Source organism: Phycicoccus sp. (genome assembly GCF_035325325.1).
Taxonomy (GTDB): Bacteria; Actinomycetota; Actinomycetes; order Actinomycetales; family Dermatophilaceae; genus Phycicoccus.
Genome location: NZ_DAOLAC010000020.1, coordinates 44,570 through 61,286, shown reverse-complemented (window position 1 = coordinate 61,286; position 16,717 = coordinate 44,570). Strand labels below are relative to the sequence as shown.

General features: G+C 75.7%; 18 protein-coding genes. 7 read left to right on the top strand and 11 right to left on the bottom strand.

Annotation, left to right across the window (positions count from 1 at the left end):
* From PKA89_RS12730 to PKA89_RS12710, 5 genes are all read right to left on the bottom strand, one after another.
* Positions 1-1,040 (bottom strand): threonine aldolase family protein (locus tag PKA89_RS12730; RefSeq protein ID WP_324419992.1); only part of this gene is annotated, 1,040 nt, incomplete at its 3' end.
* Positions 1,041-1,045: 5 nt separating this feature from the next.
* On the bottom strand, positions 1,046-2,428 hold the full coding sequence (locus PKA89_RS12725; protein WP_324419990.1) for a 3-deoxy-7-phosphoheptulonate synthase class II: 1,383 nt from the start codon (positions 2,426-2,428) through the stop codon (positions 1,046-1,048).
* A gap of 40 nt (positions 2,429-2,468) precedes the next feature.
* Positions 2,469-3,164 (bottom strand): response regulator transcription factor, encoded by a 696-nt coding sequence (locus PKA89_RS12720; RefSeq protein WP_324419988.1) that lies wholly within the window; start codon positions 3,162-3,164, stop codon positions 2,469-2,471.
* Positions 3,161-4,342, bottom strand: coding sequence for a DUF5931 domain-containing protein (locus PKA89_RS12715; protein ID WP_324419986.1), 1,182 nt, complete (start codon positions 4,340-4,342; stop codon positions 3,161-3,163). The genes PKA89_RS12720 and PKA89_RS12715 overlap by 4 nt, the downstream gene beginning before the upstream one ends.
* 8 nt (positions 4,343-4,350) lie before the next feature.
* Positions 4,351-5,178 (bottom strand): lysophospholipid acyltransferase family protein, encoded by an 828-nt coding sequence (locus PKA89_RS12710; protein ID WP_324419984.1) that lies wholly within the window; start codon positions 5,176-5,178, stop codon positions 4,351-4,353.
* 157 nt (positions 5,179-5,335) lie between these two features.
* On the opposite strand from PKA89_RS12710, the gene PKA89_RS12705 reads away from it, so the two are divergent.
* Positions 5,336-5,887 carry a hypothetical protein gene (locus tag PKA89_RS12705; RefSeq protein ID WP_324419982.1) on the top strand — a complete coding sequence of 184 codons (552 nt, stop codon included), beginning with the start codon at positions 5,336-5,338 and terminating at the stop codon, positions 5,885-5,887.
* A 21-nt stretch (positions 5,888-5,908) separates the two neighbouring features.
* Here the strand turns inward: PKA89_RS12705 and PKA89_RS12700 are convergent, their stop codons facing one another.
* The 4 genes from PKA89_RS12700 to PKA89_RS12685 are packed head-to-tail and all read right to left on the bottom strand — an operon-like array spanning position 5,909 to position 8,447.
* Positions 5,909-6,592 carry an endonuclease/exonuclease/phosphatase family protein gene (locus tag PKA89_RS12700; protein WP_324419980.1) on the bottom strand — a complete coding sequence of 228 codons (684 nt, stop codon included), beginning with the start codon at positions 6,590-6,592 and terminating at the stop codon, positions 5,909-5,911.
* Between the two features lie 10 nt (positions 6,593-6,602).
* The gene (locus PKA89_RS12695; protein WP_324419978.1) at positions 6,603-7,631 is read right to left on the bottom strand and encodes an ROK family glucokinase; all 1,029 of its coding nucleotides are present in this window, start codon (positions 7,629-7,631) and stop codon (positions 6,603-6,605) included.
* Positions 7,624-7,995, bottom strand: coding sequence for a hypothetical protein (locus PKA89_RS12690; protein WP_324419976.1), 372 nt, complete (start codon positions 7,993-7,995; stop codon positions 7,624-7,626). The genes PKA89_RS12695 and PKA89_RS12690 overlap by 8 nt, the downstream gene beginning before the upstream one ends.
* A gap of 8 nt (positions 7,996-8,003) precedes the next feature.
* On the bottom strand, positions 8,004-8,447 hold the full coding sequence (locus PKA89_RS12685; protein ID WP_324419974.1) for an SRPBCC family protein: 444 nt from the start codon (positions 8,445-8,447) through the stop codon (positions 8,004-8,006).
* Positions 8,448-8,521: 74 nt separating this feature from the next.
* On the opposite strand from PKA89_RS12685, the gene PKA89_RS12680 reads away from it, so the two are divergent.
* Positions 8,522-10,312 (top strand): AMP-binding protein, encoded by a 1,791-nt coding sequence (locus PKA89_RS12680; RefSeq protein ID WP_324419972.1) that lies wholly within the window; start codon positions 8,522-8,524, stop codon positions 10,310-10,312.
* Positions 10,305-11,648 (top strand): hypothetical protein, encoded by a 1,344-nt coding sequence (locus tag PKA89_RS12675; protein ID WP_324419970.1) that lies wholly within the window; start codon positions 10,305-10,307, stop codon positions 11,646-11,648. Before PKA89_RS12680 ends, PKA89_RS12675 begins: the two co-directional genes overlap by 8 nt.
* Here the strand turns inward: PKA89_RS12675 and PKA89_RS12670 are convergent.
* Both PKA89_RS12670 and PKA89_RS12665 read right to left on the bottom strand, forming a co-directional pair.
* On the bottom strand, positions 11,605-12,882 hold the full coding sequence (locus PKA89_RS12670) for a hypothetical protein (RefSeq protein ID WP_324419969.1): 1,278 nt from the start codon (positions 12,880-12,882) through the stop codon (positions 11,605-11,607). The genes PKA89_RS12675 and PKA89_RS12670 overlap by 44 nt on opposite strands.
* 59 nt (positions 12,883-12,941) lie before the next feature.
* Complete coding sequence (locus PKA89_RS12665) at positions 12,942-13,187, bottom strand: hypothetical protein (protein ID WP_324419967.1); 246 nt, start codon at positions 13,185-13,187, stop codon at positions 12,942-12,944.
* Between the two features lie 114 nt (positions 13,188-13,301).
* On the opposite strand from PKA89_RS12665, the gene PKA89_RS12660 reads away from it, so the two are divergent.
* The 4 genes from PKA89_RS12660 (at position 13,302) to PKA89_RS12645 (ending at position 16,707) form a co-directional block, all read left to right on the top strand.
* Positions 13,302-15,020, top strand: coding sequence for a DEDD exonuclease domain-containing protein (locus tag PKA89_RS12660; protein ID WP_324419965.1), 1,719 nt, complete (start codon positions 13,302-13,304; stop codon positions 15,018-15,020).
* A 64-nt stretch (positions 15,021-15,084) separates the two neighbouring features.
* Complete coding sequence (locus PKA89_RS12655; RefSeq protein ID WP_324419963.1) at positions 15,085-15,486, top strand: VOC family protein; 402 nt, start codon at positions 15,085-15,087, stop codon at positions 15,484-15,486.
* A gap of 160 nt (positions 15,487-15,646) precedes the next feature.
* On the top strand, positions 15,647-16,396 hold the full coding sequence (locus tag PKA89_RS12650) for a dienelactone hydrolase family protein (RefSeq protein ID WP_324419961.1): 750 nt from the start codon (positions 15,647-15,649) through the stop codon (positions 16,394-16,396).
* A gap of 29 nt (positions 16,397-16,425) precedes the next feature.
* A complete protein-coding gene (locus tag PKA89_RS12645) occupies positions 16,426-16,707 on the top strand; it encodes an Lrp/AsnC ligand binding domain-containing protein (RefSeq protein WP_324419959.1) in 282 nt (93 codons plus the stop codon).
* Positions 16,708-16,717 lie beyond the last annotated feature (10 nt).

Here is a 16,717-nt window from a genome sequence, read left to right as displayed (position 1 = left end):
GCGGCGAGGACCTCGCGGGCCGCGGCCACGGCGGCGTCGGTGCCGGCGTCGTCGACGTCGAGGTGCCACACGAGGCGGACCGCGCGGGCTCCGACCGCGTACGTGCGCACCCCGCGGGCGAGCAGGGCGTCGACGAACTCCGTCGCGGTGAGGCCGGCCGCCCCGACGTCGAGGACGACGATGTTCGTCTCGACCGTCGCGGGGTCGACGACGCCGGGCGCCGCGGCCGCGCAGGCCTCGGCGAAGCGCCGGGCCCGGGCGTGGTCGTCGGCGAGCCGCTCGACGTGGTGCTCGAGCGCGTGCAGGCCGGCCGCCGCGAGGATGCCGACCTGGCGCATCCCGCCGCCGTACCGCTTGCGCCAGACCCGGGCCTCGGCCATCGCGTCGGCCGACCCCACGAGGACCGACCCCACCGGAGCGCCGAGCCCCTTGGACAGGCAGACCGAGACGGTGTCGAACTCGCGGCCGTAGTCGGCCAGCGCCACCCCGGACGCCACGTGGGCGTTCCAGAGCCGGGCGCCGTCGAGGTGCATCGCGACCCCGCGCTCGCGGGTCGCCGCACGCACCTCGCGGATGGCCCCGAGCGGCTGGACCGTGCCGCCGCCGAAGTTGTGCGTGTTCTCGACGACGACGAGCGCGGTCTCGACCTGGTACGGCCCGACCCCGGTCGTCACGAGGGACATCGGCCCGGCCGGGTCGAGCAGCCCGCGCTCGCTCGCCCAGGTGCGGCTCGTGATGCCCGAGAACACCGCGGCCGCCCCGAGCTCGGCGCGCACGACGTGGGCCTGCTGGTCGGCGACGAGCTCCCGGCCCGGCGCGACGTGGAGGCGCAGCCCGAGCTGGTTGGCCATCGACCCGGTCGGGGTGAACAGCCCCGCCTCGTGGCCGAGCAGCCCGGCGACGCGCTCCTCGAGGGCGCGCACGGTGGGGTCCTCGCCGAAGACGTCGTCACCGACGTCGGCGCGGGCCATCGCCTCCCGCATCGCCGGAGTGGGACGGGTCAGGGTGTCGGACAACAGGTCCGCGAGGATCTCGGCCACGGCGGTCAGTCCTGGGCCAGCATCTCGGCGACCAGGAAGGCCAGCTCTAGGCTCTGCTGGTGGTTGAGCCGCGGGTCGCACACCGACTCGTAACGCGTGCCGAGGTCGGCGTCGAGGATCTTCTCCGAGCCGCCGATGCACTCGGTGACGTCGTTGCCGGTCAGCTCGACGTGGATGCCGCCGGGGTGCGTGCCGAGCCCGCGGTGCACCTCGAAGAAGCCGCGCACCTCGTCGACGACGTCCTCGAAGTCACGGGTCTTGAAGCCCGACGCCGACGAGAAGGTGTTGCCGTGCATGGGGTCGCACACCCACGAGACCTGCGCCCCGGAGGCGGTGACCTTCTCGACGATGGTCGGCAGCGCCTCCCGGACCCGGCCGGCGCCCATCCGGGTGATGAAGGTCAGCCGGCCGGGCTCGCGGTGCGGGTCGATGACCTCGATCATCCGCAGCAGGTCGTCGACGTCGGCGTTCGCGGACACCTTGACGCCCACCGGGTTCCGGACGCGGGAGACGAAGTCGATGTGCGCGCCGTCGAGGTCGCGGGTGCGCTCGCCGACCCAGATGAAGTGGCCCGAGGTGTCGTAGAGGTCGCCGGTGCGGGAGTCGACACGGGTCAGCGGCCGCTCGTAGTCCAGCAGCAGTGCCTCGTGCGCGGAGAAGAACTCGGTCGTGCGCATCGCCTCGAAGTCGGCGCCGCAGGCGGCCATGAAGCGCATCGCCTTGTCGATGTCGCGGGCCAGCCGCTCGTAGCGGGCGTTCGCGGCGTTGGCGACGAAGCCCTTGTTCCACAGGTGCACGTGGCGCAGGTCGGCGAAGCCACCGGTCGTGAAGGCCCGCACGAGGTTGAGGGTGGCGCTGCTCGCGTGGTAGCCGCGGACCAGCCGCATCGGGTCGGGGGTGCGCGCGTCGAGGGTGAAGTCGTAGGCGTTGACCATGTCGCCGCGGTACGCCGGCAGGGTGACGCCCTCGCGGGTCTCGTCGTGGCTCGAGCGCGGCTTGGCGTACTGCCCGGCCATCCGGCCGACCTTGACCACCGGCATCGACGCGCCGTAGGTGAGGACGGCCGCCATCTGGAGGATGGTCTTGACCCGGTCGCGGATGTTGTCGGCGGTCGCGGAGTCGAAGGTCTCGGCGCAGTCGCCGCCCTGGAGCACGAAGGCCTCGCCGCGCGAGACGGCGCCCATCCGCTCGCGCAGGACGTCGCACTCGCCGGCGAAGACGAGCGGCGGGTAGGTGGCGAGCGTCCCGACGGCCTCGTCGAGGGCGGCGCGGTCGGGCCAGACCGGCTGCTGGGCGGCCGGGAGGTCGGCACCGGCGGCGAGCCGCTGGAGGGGGTCGGAGGGCGCGGTCGTGCTCACGGTCGTCAATGGTAGGTCGGCGTCCGCCATCCGGGACACGTGGCCCGGATGCCGGAAGCCGGGCGCGCGCTCAGGAGCCGGCCGGCTCCTCGTCCTCGAGGCCGTGGGCGAGGGCGAACCGGACCAGCTCGACCCGGTTGTGCAGGTGCAGCTTGCCGAGGGTGTTCTGGACGTGGTTCTGCACCGTCCGGTGCGAGAGGACGAGCTGGGCGGCGATCTCCCTGCTCGACATGCCGGTGGCCACGAGCCGGAGGATCTCGGTCTCGCGCGCGGTCAGCTGCGGGATCGGCCGGGCGGGGTCAACCGGCGCCGGGGGCTGCGGTTCGCTGCCGAGCCGGCGGAACTCGCCGAGCACGAGCCCGGCCAGCCCGGGGGTGAACACCGCCTCGCCGCGCGCGGTCGCGAGCACCGCCTCGAGGATCTCCCCGGGCGACGCCGACTTCACGAGGTACCCGGTGGCCCCGGCCTTGATCGCGGCGAGGACGTCCTGCTGCTCGCCGCTCGCCGAGAGGATGAGCACCCGCGTCGGCAGGTCGCCGAGGGCACGGCACACCTCGTCGCCGCGCATCCCCGGGAGGTTGAGGTCGAGGACGAGGACGTCCGGGCGGGTGGCCCGGGTGCGGCGCACGGCGGCCGGGCCGTCGGCGGCGGTGCCGACGACCTCGACCCCGCGGGCCACGAGGTCGCGCTCGAGGGCGCTGAGCCACAGGGGGTGGTCGTCGGCGACGAGCACCCGGGGCGCGGGCGGCGCGGGGGCGTCGGTCACGGGCGCTCCTCGGGATGGCGCGGGACGGTGATGCGCACCGTGCATCCTGCCCCGGGACGGGTGGTCCAGGTGGCCGACCCGCCGAGGTCCTCGACCCGGCCGCGGATCGAGGAGCTGACCCCGAGCCGGCCCCGCGACGCGGCCGCGACGAGCTCGCCCGGCTCGGCCCCGACCCCGTCGTCGCGGACGGTCAGCTCGACGCCCGAGACGTCGCCCTCGAGCAGCACCCAGGCCCGGGCGCCCTCCCCGGCGTGCCGGGCGACGTTGTCGAGGACCGCCCCGAGGGCGGCGTCCAGCTCGCGAGCCACCTGCGGGTCGACGAGCAGCGGGTCCCCGGGGACCGCGACGCTCACCCCGGGCCGCTCGTGCGCCGTCACGGCCAGCCGCAGGTCGACCTCCGCGCCGTCGGCACCGTGCAGGTCGATCGGGGTCTCCCCCGGCGCGCCGGCTCCGGAGACGAACCGGCGCAGGGCGCGCTCCTGGTCGGCGGCGAGCGTGGCCAGCTCCTCGGCGGGCCCGCCGAGCTCGACACCGCGCCGGTGGATCCAGGCGAGCGACTGGAGCACGCCGTCGTGGACCACCCGGGCGATCCGCTCGCGCTCGCGCAGCCGCTCGCGCTCGAGGAGGACCAGCTCCTCGCGGGCCAGCCCGGAGCGGGCGAGGTCGACGGCGAGGCCGATCAGACCGCCGAGCAGCACGAGGATGACGATGTTGTGGACCGTCGCCTGGGTCGGCCGGCCGGCGATCTCGAGCAGGTCGGCCGCGGCGACGACGCCGGCGGCGAGGAGCCCGCCGCGGGCACCGGCGACCACGGCGCCCCCGGCGACCGAGCCGGCGGCCCAGACCGTCGGCAGCGTGTACTGGCCCGCGGCGACGGCGGCCGTCCCGTCGGCGAGCGGCGTGGCGAGCACGGCAGCCACGGCGATGACGACCTCCACGGCGACGACGGCCCGGCTCCGGCGCCGGTAGAGCAGCAGTCCGAGCGACCAGGCCGCCATCACCGCGAGGACGAGCACCGCCACCCACGGACGGATCATCGCGTCACGGCGGGTCCACGCGAGGAGGGCGGCGTACCCGGTGGCGATCGGGCGGAAGACGTCGAGCCCGCGCAGGAACGCCTCGACGACGACCGGTTCGCGCCGGCCGGTGCGCTCCGAGCGCGGCCCGAGGACCCCCACGGCGTGCCTCAGCTCGCGCGCCGCTCCGGGCCGGCGTCGTCGCGCCGACCGGCGGAGCCCTCCTCGAGCCCCTCGGCGTCGAGCGCGGCCTCGAGCTCGGTGGCGGCCCGGCCGGGCTGCGCGGCCTCGGCGGCCTCCTTGGCCCGGTTCTTCCGCTCGCGCGCGATGCGGTCCTTCATCGCGGTCGCGTACATGTCGACGTACTCCTGGCCGGAGAGCTCCATCAGCGCGTACATGATCTCGTCGGTGACCGAGCGCAGGACGAAGCGGTCGCCCTCCATCCCCTCGTAGCGGGAGAAGTCGAGCGGCTCGCCGATGCGCACGCCGATGCGGACCAGCTTGGGGATCTTCGCGCCGGTCGGCTGTGCCTTGTCGGTGTCGATCATCGCGACCGGGATGACCGGCACGCCCGCCTCGAGGGCCATCCGCGCCACCCCGGTGCGGCCCTTGTAGAGCCGGCCGTCGGGGCTGCGCGTGCCCTCGGGGTAGAGGCCGAGGAGCTCGCCGCGGCGCAGCACCTTCAGGCCCGAGCTGAGCGCCGCCTCGCTCGCCCGGCCGCCGGAGCGGTCGATCGGCAGCTGGCCGACGCCCTTGAAGAACGCGGCGGTCAGCCGGCCCTTGAGCCCGACGCCGGTGAAGTAGTCGGACTTCGCGAGGAAGGTCATCCGGCGGGGCACGACGAGCGGCAGGAAGATCGAGTCGGAGAAGGAGAGGTGGTTGCTCGCGAAGATCGCGGCCCCCTCCTCGGGGATGTTCTCCGCGCCCTCGACCCAGGGCCGGAACAGCAGGCGCAGGATCGGCCCGAGGACGACCGTCTTCAGCACCCAGTAGATCACCGGACCACCCTTCTGCCGTGTCCCCGGGAAGCCTAGTGCACCCCCGCGGTGTTGCCTCCCCGTCACGGGTCCCGGGCGGGCCCGCGGCGACGGCGCCGCCCACCACAGGTGATCGTGCGAAGATCGGTCCCGCCCCCCACACGATCCGAGGAGCACCGTGAGCGAGCGGCCCGACGAGATGGACGAGCGCGACGTCGACGCGCGCTTCGCGTCCATCGTCGCGGCGTGGGAGGGCACCGGCGACACCGACGACGACACCCCGGACGGCCCCAACCGCCCGGACGGCCCGTCGGCGTCCGCCCCGGCCACCGAGGAGGAGTCGCCCGAGCGCCCGCCGACCGTCCGACCGCCGTGGGTCAACCCGCCGCTGGACCTCGTCGTCCCCGCGTCGGCGTGGCGGGCCGCCGAGGCCCCCGAGCCCCGGGCCGCCGAGGAGTCCGCGGGCGACGCCGCCGAGGACGCCGCCGACGAGGAGCACTTCGAGCCACCGGCCGTGCACCTGCCGCCGCAGGAGGACCTCCACTTCTGGGGAGCGGTCGCCGGGCTGGTGGCCGGTCCGCTGTGCCTGCTCTACGTCGCGATCGCCCGCCCGTTCCACAGCACCCGCTGGTTCGTCGCCGGCCTCGCGCTCTCGCTGCTCGGGTTCGGGCTGCTCGTCCTGCGCCAGCCGCGGCACCGCGACGAGGACGACGACGGCGCCCGGCTCTGACCGACCGGGCGGGACGCGCCCTCAGCCGACCTCGAGGTCGACCCACGCCGGCCGGTGGTCGCTCGCGGCGGCCCACACCGCCTCCGGCAGCGCCACCTCACGGGCCGGCAGGACCCGCAGCCCCGGCGAGGCGAAGAGCACGTCGAGCGGCCGGTGCGGTGCGCGCGCCGGGTAGGTCGGGGTCCCGGGCCCCGCGACGGCGAGCCCGCCGGGGTCGCCGACCCGCCGGTAGGCCTCGCCGTCCGGCCCCTCGTTGAGGTCGCCGGCGACGACGAGCGGCTCGACCCCCCGCAGCGCCTCGAGGACCGCCGCGACGTGGCGCACCCGCTCCGGGGCGCGCAGCGAGAGGTGCAGCGAGACGGCCGTCACCTCGTGCCCGCCGGGAAGGCGCACGTGCGCCCTCGCCCAGCCGCGGGTGCGGTCCGGCCAGCGCACCGGCAGCCGGTGGTGCGAGGCGGCGAGCAGCTCGACGTGGGGTGCGGTGAGCACGGTCGTGCCACCGCTGCCGGTCTGCCGCCCGCTCCAGCGCATCCCGCAGCGCGCGGCGAAGCGACGCAGCCGCCACGGGGCGAGCAGCCGGCGCGGCACCTCCTGGAGGCAGAGGAGGTCCGGGTCGATCGCCCGGACGACGCGGGCGGCGAGGTGGTGGTCGTCGAGGAAGTCGCGGGTGTTGTAGGTCGCGACCCGGAACCGCTCGGGGGGCACGGCGCCGACGTCAGCCGGTGCGCCCGGCGGAGTCGTCGGCGTGGTCCGCGGCCTCGGCCCAGGCGAGGTCGGCCGCGCCGACCCGGGCGAGGTCGGCGGCCCCGACCAGGCCGGCCTCGTTGCCGAGCTGGGCGGCGACGATGGCCGCCTCGGGCCGGTACCCGCGACCGGTCAGCTGACGGCGGAAGGCCTCGCGGGCGGGACCGAGGAGCAGGTCGCCGGCGGCGCTCACCCCGCCGCCGATGACGAACGTGCCGGGGTCGAGGGCCGCCGCGAGGTCGGCGATGCCGACGCCGAGCCAGCGCCCGATCTCGCCGAGCAGCTCGCGGGCCAGCGGGTCGCCGTCGCGGGCGGCCTCGGTGACGAGCGGTCCGGTCAGCTCGCCGGGGTCGCCGCCGACCCGCTCGAAGAGGTCGGAGACGACCGGGCTGCCGGCCGACATCAGGGAGCGGGCCTCGCGCACCAGGGCGTTGCCGGAGGCGTACTGCTCCCAGCAGCCGCGGTTCCCGCACTCGCAGCGGATGCCGTCCGGGACGACCTGCATGTGCCCGAACTCCCCGGCGATGCCGAAGCGGCCGCGCATCACCCGACCGTCGATGACGATGCCGCCGCCGATCCCGGTGCCGAGGTTGACCATGACGAGGTGGCTCTCGCCGCGCCCGGCGCCGAACCGGTGCTCGGCCCACACGGCGGCGTTGGCGTCGTTGTCGACGAAGATCGGCAGGGCGAGGCGCTGACCGAGGGCCTGGCGCAGCGGCTCGTTGCGCCACGACAGGTGGGGCGCGAAGACGACGGTCGCCCGGTCGGCGGCGACGAAGCCGGCCGCGCCGATGCCGACGGCCACGACCTCGTCCGGGCCGCCCTCGAGCAGCTCCTCGACGGCCGAGACGATGGTGTCCTCGACCACGCGCGGGCTCGTCGAGCGGTGCGGGGTGTCGCGGCGGGCCCGACGCAGGACGGCTCCGGAGGCGTCGACGACCCCGGCGGCGACCTTCGTGCCGCCGATGTCGACCCCGATCGCGAGGGGACCGTCAGTCACCGTGCTCCTCCTCGGGCGACGCCTCCCGGGCGCGGGCGGAGGCGAGGTCGCCGAGCACGGCGGCCGCGAAGCCGGCGAGCTCGGCCAGGCCGGTGAGGGTCTCCGGACTCAGCCGGCGCACGAACGCCGAGGCCCGACAGACCGGACACCACTGGCACACCGGGTCGTCGCAGGTGAACCCGGCGTCGCGGGGGGCCTCGTCCTGCTGGGCCTTCGCCCGCCCGCCGGGGTCGGGACCGGGGTCGCCGGCCCGGGCGCCGGTCGCGGACGCGGCGTCGTGCCCGGCCCGGCGGAGGCTCTCGAGCAGCCGCCCGGCCTCCTCGGCGACGCTCCCGACGTCCTCGTGCCAGCGCTGCGCGGTCATCGGTGCGCTCAGCCCTCGACGCGCTTCTTCAGCTCGCTCAGGGCGGCGTCGATGATGAGCTTCTCGGCCTTGCGCTTGAGCATCCCGATCATCGGGATGGTGAGGTCGACCTCGAGCGAGTAGGCGACGCGGGTGCCGCCGCCCGCGCGCTCGAGGGTGTAACTGCCGGTGAGGCCCTTGAGGAGGGTGGCCCGCACGAGGTGCCACGACACGGTGCCCGTGCCGTCCTCGGCGACGTCCCAGTCGTACTCCAGCACGTACTGGTCCTTGATGGCCCCCGCGTCCAGGGTGAACTCGACCTGGTCGGCCCAGCCGTCGCCGTCCTCGGTGAGGACGGTGCACGCCTTCACCTGCTCGGCCCACTCCGGGTACTCCTCGAAGGCCGCGATGACATCGAGGACCTCGCCGGGCGCCGCGGCGATGTCGATGGTGGAGCGTGTGCGGTCGGCCATGGCACCGCAGGCTACCCGCACGCCGGGGCCTAGAGTTGAGGGGCCGCCCACCTGCCGTACGAAGGAGTCCGACGGTGCACGAGACCTCCACGCCCCTCGTCCTGCCCGCGACGAGCGAGGGCACCCTCGGGGACCTGCCGGCCCGGCTCGCGGCGGACCGGCCGGGCCGCGTCGCCTTCTCGGTCCGCGCGGGGAGCGGCTGGACCGACGTCACGAGCGCCACCTTCGCCGCCGAGGTCACCGCCCTGGCCAAGGGGTTCGTCGCCGCGGGCATCGGCGTCGGCGACGTCGTCGGCATCATGAGCCGCACCCGGTACGAGTGGACCCTCGCCGACTTCGCGCTGTGGGCCGCGGGCGCGGTCCCGGTGCCGATCTACGAGACCTCCTCCCCCGACCAGGTCGAGTGGATCCTCGGCGACTCCGGCGCCGTCGGCGTCCTCGTCGAGGGCGAGGGCCACCTCGCCGCGGTCGAGAAGGTCCGCGAGCGCCTCCCCGACCTGGCCCACGTGTGGGTCCTCGACCACGGCGACGTCGACACCCTGAGCCACGACGGCGCCGACGTCGACGACGCCGAGCTCGCCGCCCGCCGCGAGGGCCTCGACCGCGACAGCCTCGCGACGGTCATCTACACCTCCGGTACGACCGGCCGCCCCAAGGGTGTCGAGCTGAGCCACGGCAACTTCCTCACCCTCGCCGAGAACACGGCCGAGCAGATCGCCGTGGTCGTCAAGGGCGAGGGGGCCTCGACCCTCCTGTTCCTCCCGCTCGCCCACGTCTTCGCCCGCTTCATCGAGGTCCTCGCCGTCACCGCCGGGGTGCGGATGGGCCACTCCTCCGACCTCAAGACGCTGATGGACGACTTCGCGTCCTTCCGGCCGACCTTCATCCTCGCGGTGCCCCGGGTCTTCGAGAAGGTCTACAACTCGGCCGAGGCCAAGGCCGAGGCCGGCGGCAAGGGCAGGATCTTCGCCGGTGCGGCGGCCACCGCCATCGCCTGGTCCGAGGCCCTCGACGCCGGGACGGTGCCGCTCGGGCTGCGCCTGCGGCACGCCGTCTTCGACCGGCTGGTCTACGCGAAGCTGCGCGAGGCGATGGGCGGTCGGGTGCAGTACGCCGTCTCGGGCGGCGCCCCGCTCGGCACCCGGCTGGGGCACTTCTTCCGCGGCATCGGGGTCTCGATCCTCGAGGGCTACGGGCTGACCGAGACGACGGCCCCCGCCTGCGTCAACCTCCCGGACGCCATGCGCATCGGCACCGTCGGCCCGCCGCTGCCCGGGGTCGACCTGCGGATCGCGGACGACGGCGAGATCTGCATCCGTGGCGTCAACGTCTTCCGGGAGTACCGCGGCAACCCGGACGCCACCCACGAGTCGGTGCGCGACGGGTGGTTCCACACCGGCGACATCGGCGAGCTCGACGACGCCGGGTACCTGCGGATCACCGGTCGCAAGAAGGAGATCCTCGTCACCGCGGGCGGCAAGAACGTCGCGCCGGCCGTGCTCGAGGACCGGCTGCGCGCCCACCCCCTCGTCAGCCAGTGCATCGTCGTCGGCGACGGCAAGCCGTTCATCGCGGCCCTGGTCACCCTCGACGAGGAGATGTACCCCGGCTGGGCGGCCAACCACGGCCTCGAGGGCGTGCCGTTCGCGAAGGCCAAGGACGACGACCGCGTCCGGGCCGAGATCCAGAAGGCGGTCGACGACGCGAACACCGCCGTCTCCAAGGCCGAGTCGATCCGCAAGTTCCACATCCTCGACGCCGACTTCACCGAGGAGTCCGGCCACCTCACCCCGTCGCTCAAGCTCAAGCGCAACGTCGTGATGCGCGACTTCGGCGACGAGGTCGACGCGCTCTACGGTGGGTGACCCGGTCGGCGCGCCGGCCGTCCGGCGCGCCGTCCCCGCCCTGCTCCCGCCCCTCCTCCTCGCCACCGCGTGGCTCGCGTGGTTCGGGGTGCTCCAGTGGAGCGTCGTCCGCTTCCGGGTCCCGATCCTGCTCACCCTCACGGCGTACACGCTGCTGCTCGGCGGCTGGCTGGTGCGTCGGTGGGTGGTCCGCGAGGTCCCCCGGTGGCTCCCTCCGGTGGTCCTCGTCGGGTCCGTCGTCCTCACGCTCACCGTGCCGCTCTTCTCGTACCTGCGCGGCGGCTGGCTCACGGCGGCCCTCACCGTCCTCGCCGTCGGCGGGCTGGGCTGCGCCGCACTGCTGCTCGTCCCCGGTCGGCGTGGGGCGCTGCTCGCCCTCGGCGCCGCCGCGGCGACGCACGCGGCGCTCGCGACCGTCGCGATCCTCGGAGACCGGGCGCCCCGCATCGACGTGTGGGTGGTCCTCCAGCAGGGGGCCGACGCGATGGCGCGCGGCGAGAACGTCTACACCCAGCAGTGGAGCAACTCCCCCGGCGTCCAGGACTTCTTCCCCTACCTGCCGTGGATGGCCGTGCTCACCGCGCCCGGCCGGTGGGTCGCCGGCGACGTGCGCTGGATGCTCCTCGTCTGGACCCTCGTCCTGCTCGCCGGCCTCGTGGCGCTCGCCGGCGGGTGGCGGGGCGGGGGGGACCGCGCCCCGGCCGCCTCGGCGGGGCGCGGCCTCGCCCCCCGCACCCCGACCCAGGTCGACCAGGCCTGGACCGAGCCGGTGCTCGCCGCGCTCCTGGTCTGGTGGGCGGCCCTCGTCCGGCGCGGGCACGCGTGGTGGGCGGTGCTGCCGCTGGCCCTCGCCTGCGCGAGCAAGCAGCACCTCGCGCTCCTCGCCCCCGTCCTCCTCGTGTGGCAGCCGTTCGGCTGGCGGCGCACCCTCGCGACCGGCGGCCTCACCGCGGCGCTCGTGGCCCCGTGGGTACTCGCCGAGCCGGCCGCGTTCGTCCACGACACCGTGACGACCCTGCTGACCTTCCACCCGATCCGCTTCGCCAACACCTGGTACCTGTGGTTCCTCAACGAGCACGGCGTCGAGCTGCCCTTCGCGGTCACCGGGCTCGCGATGCTCGCGGCCGTCGCGGCCGCGGTGTGGATGGTGGGGCGCCGGCAGCCCGACGTCGGCGAGGTGCTGCGCTGGCTCGCGCTCGTCCTCGCCGTCGCGAACCTCGTGAACAAGCAGGCCTTCTACAACCAGTTCTGGCTCGTCGGGGCGCTCGTCCTCGCCTCGCTCGTCGTCCCGGTCACCGTGCGAGGGCCGCGAGCCGCTGCCGCCACGCCCGGGTGAACCCGGCCCGGTCGGTGCCGAGGACGGCCGGCATCGCGGCGTCGCAGGCCCGCTCGGCGGCGTCCTCGTCGCCGGGCACCGTGCACGCCCGCACGAGCCGCACCACGGCCCCCTCGCCGTCCCGCTCCGCGACGAGCTCGACGGCCTGCCACGCCGCGAGGTAGCCGACCTCGATGTCGCCCTGCGCGGGGTCGAGGTCGGCGGCCGTGGGGACGGCGGTGGGGGCGGTGCCGGCGCGGACCGCGGCGGTGAGGGGTGCGAGCAGGGCGGACACCGCGACGTCGGCGCGGGCGTAGCCGAGGTGGTCGGCGTACCCCTCGGCGAGCCACGTCGGGGTCGTGCCGGCCAGCGTGGCACGCACCGCGACGTGGGTCAGCTCGTGGGTGAGCACGACGTCGCGCCCGCTCGGGGTGAGCCGGCGGTGCGCGACGGGGTCGAGGACCACGCGGTCGCCGGTGGCGCGACCGTCGGCCCCGACCGGACCGTCGGTCGTGCCCGCGACCTCGCCGACGGTGGTCCCGGCGTGGCCGAGGAGCGCGGCAGCCTGGGCCGCGGTGCCCGGGAGGAGGACGAGCACCTGCGCCGGGGTGCCGTCCCACGTCCGGCGGAGCCCGGGCAGCGCGCGGTCCACGGTGGCGGAAGCGGCCGCCAGCTCGCCGGCCGCACCGACGCCGACGACGACGGCGTGGGCGGTGCGCCGGACGGTGGCCCCGGGCAGGACGACCCACGGCGGCGCGGCCCGCCCGTCGGCCGGCGTGGCCGAGCGCACCCGCCAGCGCCCGTCGACCTCGGCGACGGCGTAGCGGACGGTCGCCGTGCGGTCGGCGCGGTCGAGACCGCCCAGCCGGTAGCGGACGGTGACGTCGACCGCCGACGGGTCGTCGACCGGGGCGACGACGTCGTGGGCCAGGCGCTGGACCCGCAGGGCGCGGGCGGTCGCGAGCTGGCCCAGCTGCGCGCGCCCCTCGCGCGAGCCGGCGTCGGCGAGGGTCGCCCGGAAGGCGGCGGTGTCGCCGGTGAGCACGGCGGCGTCGCGCCGGGCGAGGAGGTCCTGGAGCACGCTCGCGACGTCGGAGGCGGACCGGCCGGCGGCCGACGCCGAGAGGGCCCCGGACGGGGCGGAGGGCGGGACGGCCGGGGAGCGCCCGCCGGCGCCCGAGCACCCGGCGAGGGCCACGAGGAGGAGCGCCGCCACCGTCCGCGCCCGGTGGCGGGTGGGAGGACGGCCGGTCACCCGGCACATCGTAGGCAGCCGCCCCCCGGGGCCGTCGCCGGTCGCCCGCGGGCTCGGGCTCAGCCGACGGCGCGGGCGCCCCGGGCCGCCGGGTCGAGCGTGGCCCGGGCCCTGGCGGCCTCCTCGGGGTCGACGAGACCGGCCCGCACGAGGCGGGTCACGACGGCCCGCTCCTCGGCGTCGAGCGAGGTCTCGGTGCGGGTGCCGGAGATGCTCAGGAGCACCGGCACCATGCAGTCGTCGCAGTGCAGCTCGCGCACCGGGCAGGTGCGGCAGTCGATGGTCATCACGTCGTCACGGGTCATGCGTCTCACCTCGTCCATGTCGTCGTGGACGACGCTAGACGCCACCACCGACACCACCCCCGGCCCCCGCGCGCCTCGCGGGGGATGTCGGCGGGGCGACCTACCGTTCCGGACATGGCGATGGTCCAGGGCACGTTCGACGACCTGGGCACCCCGCTGTCGGGGGTCACCTTCGTCGTCGTCGACCTCGAGACCACCGGGGGCAGCCCGGCCGAGTGCGGAATCACCGAGATCGGCGCCGTCAAGGTGCGCGGCGGCGAGGTCGTCGCCGAGTTCCAGACCCTCGTCAACCCCGGCGCCCCGATCCCGGCGTTCATCTCGGTGCTCACCGGCATCACCGACGCGATGGTCGCCGACGCCCCGCGCATCGAGGCCGCCCTGCCGGCCTTCCTCGAGTTCGCCGCCGGGGCGGTCCTCGTCGCCCACAACGCCCGGTTCGACGTCTCCTTCCTCAAGGCCGCCGCGGCCCGCACCGAGCGCGACTGGCCCGGCTTCGCCGTCCTCGACACCGTCCACCTCGCCCGCCAGCTGGTCCGCCGCGACGAGGCGCCCAACCACCGGCTCGGCTCGCTGGCCCGGCTGTTCCGCTCGACGACGACCCCCGACCACCGGGCGCTCCACGACGCGCGGGCCACCGTCGACGTCCTCCACGGGCTCATCGAGCGCGTCGGCAACCTCGGGGTGCACTCGCTCGAGGAGCTCCTCGACTACACCGTGCGGGTCTCCCCCGCCCGGCGCCGCAAGCGCCACCTCGCCGACGGGCTGCCCGACGCGCCGGGCGTCTACCTCTTCAAGGACGGCCAGGGGCGCGTCCTCTACGTCGGCACCTCGGTCTCCATCCGCACCCGCGTCCGCTCGTACTTCACCGCCTCCGAGCACCGGCGCCGGATGGGCGAGATGGTCCGGCTGGCCGAGTCGGTCTCGCCGGTCGTCTGCGCGACGACCCTCGAGGCCGAGGTCCGCGAGCTGCGGCTCATCGCGCAGCACAAGCCGCGCTACAACCGCCGCTCGCGCCACCCCGAGAAGGCGCTGTGGGTCAAGCTGACCGTCGAGCCGTTCCCGCGGCTGTCCATCGTCCGCACGGTCGCCGACGACGGCGCCCGGTACGCGGGCCCGTTCGGGTCGCGCGGCGCCGCCGAGGCCGCGGTCGCGGCGGTCCACGAGGTCCTCCCGCTCCGGCAGTGCGTCGAACGGCTCTCGCCCAAGCGGGTCCGCACCGCCTGCGCCCTCGCCGAGATGGGCCGCTGCGGTGCGCCGTGCACCGGCGCCCAGGGGGTCGACGAGTACGCCGAGGTCGTCGAGCGTGCGGCCCTCCTCCTCGACGGCCACGGCCGCGAGCTGCTCGTCGCCCTCCAGGACCGGATGGCGGCGCTCTCGGCGGCGCAGCGCTTCGAGGACGCCCAGGTGGTCCGCGACCGCCTCGTCGCCCTCGTCCGCGGCGCGGCCCGCAGCCAGCGCCTCGACCCGCTCGCCCGCATCCCCGAGCTCGTCGCGGCCCGGCGCTCGCTCACCGGCGGCTGGGAGGTCGTCTGCGTGCGGTACGGCCGGCTCGCCGGCAGCACCACCGCGCCGCGCGGCGCGGACCCGATGCCCTACATCGATGCCCTGCGGGCCAGCGCCGAGGTCGTCGCGGCGCCGGTGGCCCCGGAGACCGCGGCCACCACCGAGGAGAGCGAGAAGGTGCTGCGCTGGCTCGAGTCGCCCGGCGTGCGCGTCGTCGACGTCGACGGGCCGTGGACCTGCCCCGTCGGCGGCGCGGCCGCGGTCCGCGAGCAGCTCGAGCCGCTCGAGACCTCGCGCCGCCGCACCGCCGGGTTCGCCGGCGTCCGCTGACTCGCGCGGCTCCTCGGTGCGACCCGGACGCCGACCGTCCGCAACGAGCCGTACCGTCCGGTCCATGAGCGCCAAACCCCTCCTCGACCTCGTCGTCCTCGACTGCCCCGACGCCCTGGCCCTCGGCCGCTTCTACGCCGAGGTCCTCGGCTGGGAGCTCGAGGACGGCGCCGACGCCGACTGGGCCACCCTCTCCCCGCCCGGCGGCGGCATCACGCCCGAACGCCGGGACGGGCGCACCTCCCTCGCATTCCAGCGGATCGCTGACTGGGTCGCCCCCACCTGGCCCGGCGGCGCGCACCCGCAGCAGGTGCACCTCGACCTCTCGGTGCCCGACATCGCCGCCGCCGAGCCGGCGGTCCTCGCCGCCGGGGCGACCGTGCACGAGCACCAGCCCTCGGAGAACGGCGGCTTCCGGGTCTACCTCGACCCGGCGGGCCACCCCTTCTGCCTCGTGCGCGGCTGACCCGTCGTCCCCCACGTCGTCCCGCCGCCCCAGCCTCGCCCCGCCTCCCTGGTCCTGCGTCGCCGGGGTGCCATGGCACCCCGGCGAGGCATGGCCGCCGCGGCGACGCGAGGTCGCCCCGGCGGACGGACGCGGCCGCCCCCGGCGTAGCGTCGCCAAGGTGAGCGACCTCCACCTCGTCGACGTCCCCGTCCCCGGCGGCCGTGCCGAGGCCCACCTCTCACGGCCCCCGTCGGGCCAGGGCCCCGGCGTCCTCCTCGTCATGGACGCCATCGGCCTGCGCCCCCGGATCGCCGCGATGTGCGACCGCATCGCGTCCTGGGGCTACGTCGTCCTCGCCCCCAACGTCTTCCACCGCTCCGGCACGGTCGCCGAGCTGATGCCGACCGGCGACCTGCGCACCCCCGAGGGCCGGGAGGCCTTCATGGGCCTCGCCATGCCCCGGGTCGCCGCGCTGACCACCGACCTCGCCGTCCCGGACCTCGCCGCCTACCTCGAGCACCTCACCGGGCTCGAGGGCGTCACCGGCGACCGGGTGGGCGTCACCGGCTACTGCATGGGGGCCCGGCTGGCCCTGCGCGCGGCCGCGCTGCGCCCAGACGTCGTCGCGGCCTGCGGCGGCTTCCACGGCGGGGGCCTGGTCACGGACGCTCCGGACAGCCCGCACCTCGGCCTGGCCACCACCCGCGCCGAGCTCGTCTTCGGCCACGCCGACGGCGACCGGTCGATGCCGCCCGAGGCGGTGGCCGCCCTCGGCGCCGCCGCCGCGGACGCCGGCCTCACCGTGCGCAACGAGGTGTACCCGGACGCGCCGCACGGCTACACGATGGCCGACACCTCGATGTACCAGGAGGCGGGCGCCGAACGGCACTTCACCGTGCTGCGCGACCTGCTCGACCGCACCCTGTGAGCCGGCCCGCGGGTGGCTAGGCTGACCGCGTGATCACCGCCATCGTCCTCATCAGCGCCGACGTCGACCGCATCCCCGAGGTGGCGCAGGAGATCGCCGACCTCGAGGGCGTCACCGAGGTCTACTCCGTGGCCGGCGACGCCGACCTCGTCGCGATGGTGCGGGTGCGCCGGCACGAGGCGCTCGCCGACGTCATCGCCGACCGGCTCAACAAGGTCACGGGCGTGACGGGCACGAACACGCACATCGCCTTCCGCACCTACTCCTCGCACGACCTCGAGTCGGCGTTCAGCCTCGGCATCGAGGACTGACCGGACCACC

What these genes read in the sequence shown, in the direction of transcription:
- PKA89_RS12685 (WP_324419974.1), bottom strand. Translation starts at nt 8,447, where the DNA reads ATGGCCGACCGCACACGCTCCACCATCGACATCGCCGCGGCGCCCGGC.
- PKA89_RS12725 (WP_324419990.1), bottom strand. Translation starts at nt 2,428, where the DNA reads ATGGCGGACGCCGACCTACCATTGACGACCGTGAGCACGACCGCGCCC.
- PKA89_RS12690 (WP_324419976.1), bottom strand. Translation starts at nt 7,995, where the DNA reads ATGACCGCGCAGCGCTGGCACGAGGACGTCGGGAGCGTCGCCGAGGAG.
- PKA89_RS12660 (WP_324419965.1), top strand. Translation starts at nt 13,302, where the DNA reads ATGGCGATGGTCCAGGGCACGTTCGACGACCTGGGCACCCCGCTGTCG.
- PKA89_RS12665 (WP_324419967.1), bottom strand. Translation starts at nt 13,187, where the DNA reads ATGACCCGTGACGACGTGATGACCATCGACTGCCGCACCTGCCCGGTG.
- PKA89_RS12655 (WP_324419963.1), top strand. Translation starts at nt 15,085, where the DNA reads ATGAGCGCCAAACCCCTCCTCGACCTCGTCGTCCTCGACTGCCCCGAC.